The following is a 4,003-nucleotide window of genomic DNA, read 5'->3' as shown; positions in this document are numbered from 1 at the left end:
CCTCGTCGCCGACCTTGGCCACCTCCTCCGTGAAGCCGGCGGCGATGGTGCGGGACGGCGGCGCCATCTCCACCCGCCAGGCCTCCCCCTCGGCGTCGACATCCAGCGTGGCATGAGGATTGCCGATATAGATGGCCGTGATCTTGCCCTTGAGCTCGAAAAACCCGTCCTGCGTCCACGACCAGCCATGATGGGCATAGGCCGCGGTGCCGGCGGCAAGGATCACGGCCGCCGTCAGCGCGACGCTGCGAATTCCATTGAAAGGCGACCGCATCGCTCGTCTCCTCGGTTCGTCCACCATGCATTCGAGAGTAGGACACGGCGCGGCAACGTCAAATCACATCGGCCAAATGACCGGAACCGCCAAGCACCCCGCTCAATCGCCGGCGTGAACGATCCGGCCTTGCTAAAGACATCCATGCACGCCACTCTCGCCTTCCCTGCCCGCTTTTCCCTTGGGCTGAAGATCGGACTCACATCGAACGAGGCAAACCATGAGCAGCATGAGAGACCGTCAGGAAGGCTTCGAAAAGAAGTTGGCGATGGACGAGGATACGAAGTTCAGGGCCATGGCGCGCCGCAACAAGCTGCTCGGCCTCTGGGCCGCCGAAAAGCTTGGCAAATCTGGTGCGGACGCCGACGCCTATGCGAAGGAAGTCGTGCACGCCGACTTCGAAGAGGCCGGCGACAACGATGTCTTCCGCAAGGTGCGCGCCGATTTCGACGCGGCGGGCATCGCCCAGTCGGATGCCCAGATACGCACCGCCATGGAAGAGCTGCTGGTGACCGCGGTGGAGCAGATCAGGTCGACCTGAGCGCCGCTCATTATTGTGCTTGGTTTGCCACCGTAACGCTCTATGGCGCCCCCAGACAGAGGGGGGCGCCATAGAGCGTCGGCCTTGAACCGCCCTCACCCCTGATGCGCGGCGGCCAGTTCCTTCACATGTTTTTCGTGCATCTGCAGCGTCGGCAGGGTTTTCTTGGCGAATTCCTTCATCGCCGGGTCGTCGCCGGATTGCGCATAGCCGCTGAACAGCGCCACGGCTTCCTTGTGGGCGTTGGTCTGCATCTCGATGTATTTGGCCTGGAACTGATCGCCGCTGGCGCCCTTTAATTCATCGAGCATCTTCTGCTCCTTGGGCTGCAGGGCTGGACCGGACGGTGCGGTGGCCGAGGTTGTCTGGCCTTGGGCAAGCGCCGCCTTGAATTCCTCGCCTGCCTTGGTGTGGTCGGCGATCATCTGTTTGGCGAACGCCTTGACGTCGGCATCGGTCGCCTTCTGCTCGGCGAGCTTGCTGGACTCGATCTCGAACTCATTGGCGCTCGGCACCGTCTTGATGAAGGTCGAAGTGTCGACCTTCGTCGTCGTAGCGAGCGGCGTGGTCGTGGCGGTCGTGTTCGACTGGGCAAAGGCCGGCGCGCCGGCAAGCAATGCTGCTGCGGTCAGAATGGTAAGCGTCTTCATGGCATGTCTCCGGTTGGAATTATCCCTCGGACAATCCAACGTCGCTTGGGCACTCCGGTTGCAGCTCATGAGGAAGAAGCCTGCGCATGTCGCCTCGATCGCCCCACCGTATCCGTGCCGGGCTCGAACGCTCGCCGATGCCCTCGTTCGAGCCAGCCCATGGGACTCATGTTCCGAAAACTGAAACGCGGCGGCTGGCCAGAGCTGCCTTTCAGTGGCAGCAAGCCTCGCCATATTGCAGCTGCTCGTTCCAGTTCGGGCGGCCTTCCGGCGTGAAATCCATCAGGTTCCACAGCGTTTCGCAGGTGCCGAGGCCGCGCGGATCCTGGCCCGGCTCCGTCGGCGCGAAATCCAGTTCCGAACTCCAGAAATGGCGTATGCCGTCGGGGTCGCGATGGAACACCGACAGCAGCGGGATCTGTGAGCCGTCGGCCGCCTCCGCATTGTAGTCGCGCTTGAAGCTGTTGGAAGCCGACGAGACCAACCGCATGTTGCGCCAGCCCCTGTCGCGGCCGAGCGTGATCAGGTTTTCGAGCACGGTCTTGCCCACCACCGCGAAATTGAAGCCGGCCGCCTGGAGATGGCCGACCGCGCCGTCGAACTGGTCGAGCAATGCGGTGCAGGAGGGGCATGGCTGGTCCTGCCGGGCGAGCTTCGCCGTGCCGCCGCTGGTCGCCACGTCGCGCTTCTCCTGCGGATGGCGCGGGAACATCATGTTGTAAAGGATGAGCGAGTCCTTGCCGGGCGCGAACAGCTCCGACAGCTTTATCTTTGCAGGCCTCCCATCGCCGTCCAGCCCGTGGAATTCATAGTCCTGGCGGATCAGCCCGCCCGGCGGCAACGCGCGCCGGGCCTCGGCGACCTCTTCCATGGCGCGGCGCAGCTCGATTTCCTTCTTCAGCAATTTTTCGCGCGCGGTGCGGTATTTGGCGGATTCATTGGGAAAGGTGATCATGATCGGCTCCTTCAAGTCGCGGCGCCGGCGTCCCGGCGCGGTTGCTCTACGATCCAAGGACGTTTGGCAGCGATCGCCCCCGACATTTATTTGCGCATGATGAGATGTCGTAATACCTGTTCGGGCAGCGTGATCCGGGGAACAACATGCACGACGGCGAGATCGATCTGCGCTGCCCGCAAGTGGTGGCCGACAATGCCGCCAAGGGCCTCAGGCTGCGCGGCGAGTTCGGCCGTGGCGGCACCGAGATCGGCGTCGCCCGCGCCACCGAGCTGAAGAACCGGGAAAAGCTCGCGCCCTCCACCATCCGCCGCATGGTCAGCTATTTCGCCCGCCACGAGATCGACAAGCGCGGCAGGAACTACGGCAATGAGCAAAACCCTTCGGCCGGTTATATTGCCTGGCTGCTGTGGGGCGGCGACGAAGGCCGCGCCTGGGCGCTGGAGCTCAAGCAGAAGATCGGCAACGCGCCGGACATCTGAGGACTTCGTCCCTCACCCCTTCACACCGCCGGCGGTCAAGCCGGAGACGATCTTGCGCTGGAAGATCAGCACCAGCACCACCAGCGGCACCGTGACGATCACCGAGGCGGCCATGATGTTGCCCCATGGGATCTCGAACTGCGAGTTGCCGGAGAGCAGCGCGATCGCCACCGGCACGGTCCGCTGTGCGTTGTTGGAGGTGAAGGTCAGCGCAAACAGGAACTCGTTCCACGCGCCGATGAAGGCCAGCAGGCCGGTGGTTGCCAGCGCCGGCCACATCAGCGGCAGGAAGACCCGGGTGATGATGAGCCACGGCGTCGCGCCGTCTAGGATCGCCGCCTCCTCGACCTCGACCGGCAGGTCCCGGACGAAGGTGGTGAGCACCCAGACGGTGAACGGCAAGGTGAAGATCATGTAGGAGAAGATCAGCGCGAACAGCGAATTGTAGAGGCCGAACAGGCGGACCAGTTCGAACAGCCCGGCCAGCAGCGCCACCTGCGGGAACATCGACACCGACAGGATGATGAACAGCAGGGCCGAGCGGCCGCGGAATCGAATGCGCGCCAGCGCATAGGCCGATGTGACGCCGAGCAACAGCGAAAGGGCAACCACCGCGCCGGAGACGAACAGCGAGTTCAGCAAGTTGCGCACGAAGCTGCCTTCGGTCAGCACATTCCGGTAGTTGGCAAGACTGACCGTTGTCGGCCACAGATCGGCCCGGAACAGCTCGGTCCCCGATTTCAGGCTGGTGACGATGGCGTAATAGAACGGGAACACCGCGACGAAGACGATTGCCGCAACCAGCAGATAAAAGGCCGTGCGCTTGACGATCCACATGTCAGCGGCCTCCGTCCAGCCTGATCCGGCCGATGCGGATGGTGACGATGGTGAGCAGAGCGAGGATCAGGAAAAGCAAGGTCGAGGCGGCGGAGCCATAGGCGAACTTGTCGAACTCGAACAGGTTCTCACGGGCGAACACCGACATCGACTTGGTGTGCGCATTGTTGGGCGTCAGCACATAGATCAGGTCGAAGATGCGCAGCGCATCGAGCGCGCGGAAGATCACGGCCACCATCAGCGCGGGGCGGATGAGCGGCAAGG

6 protein-coding genes and 1 pseudogene are annotated in these 4,003 nt (G+C 63.3%); 2 read left to right on the top strand and 5 right to left on the bottom strand.

The window, feature by feature from the left end; genetic code table 11:
- A partial coding sequence (locus EN749_RS32110; RefSeq protein WP_128364669.1) for a DUF6152 family protein occupies positions 1 to 274 on the bottom strand: 274 nt, incomplete at its 3' end.
- Positions 275 to 494: 220 nt separating this feature from the next.
- On the opposite strand from EN749_RS32110, the gene EN749_RS32105 reads away from it, so the two are divergent.
- On the top strand, positions 495 to 815 hold the full coding sequence (locus tag EN749_RS32105) for a DUF1476 domain-containing protein (protein WP_128364668.1): 321 nt from the start codon (positions 495 to 497) through the stop codon (positions 813 to 815).
- Between the two features lie 95 nt (positions 816 to 910).
- Here EN749_RS32105 and EN749_RS32100 read toward each other — a convergent pair whose 3' ends face one another.
- Both EN749_RS32100 and EN749_RS32095 read right to left on the bottom strand, forming a co-directional pair.
- Positions 911 to 1,465: a DUF4142 domain-containing protein gene (locus EN749_RS32100; RefSeq protein WP_127321344.1), complete on the bottom strand. Its 555-nt coding sequence runs from the start codon at positions 1,463 to 1,465 to the stop codon at positions 911 to 913.
- A 211-nt stretch (positions 1,466 to 1,676) separates the two neighbouring features.
- Positions 1,677 to 2,420: a DUF899 family protein gene (locus tag EN749_RS32095; RefSeq protein ID WP_189367857.1), complete on the bottom strand. Its 744-nt coding sequence runs from the start codon at positions 2,418 to 2,420 to the stop codon at positions 1,677 to 1,679.
- A gap of 146 nt (positions 2,421 to 2,566) precedes the next feature.
- Between EN749_RS32095 and EN749_RS32090 the strand changes: the two genes are divergently transcribed.
- Positions 2,567 to 2,902, top strand: a complete 336-nt coding sequence (locus EN749_RS32090) for a hypothetical protein (protein ID WP_127321345.1) — start codon at positions 2,567 to 2,569, stop codon at positions 2,900 to 2,902.
- Positions 2,903 to 2,914: 12 nt separating this feature from the next.
- Here EN749_RS32090 and EN749_RS32085 read toward each other — a convergent pair whose 3' ends face one another.
- Together EN749_RS32085 and EN749_RS32080 are read right to left on the bottom strand one after the other, a co-directional pair.
- On the bottom strand, positions 2,915 to 3,739 hold the full coding sequence (locus EN749_RS32085) for a carbohydrate ABC transporter permease (RefSeq protein WP_127399077.1): 825 nt from the start codon (positions 3,737 to 3,739) through the stop codon (positions 2,915 to 2,917).
- Position 3,740: 1 nt separating this feature from the next.
- Positions 3,741 to 4,003, bottom strand: a pseudogene (locus EN749_RS32080) (sugar ABC transporter permease); the annotation flags it as partial.

Source organism: Mesorhizobium sp. M7A.F.Ca.ET.027.02.1.1 (assembly GCF_004022985.1).
In the GTDB taxonomy this organism is placed as follows: domain Bacteria; phylum Pseudomonadota; class Alphaproteobacteria; order Rhizobiales; family Rhizobiaceae; genus Mesorhizobium.
This window is presented reverse-complemented; position numbering and strand designations above follow the sequence as displayed.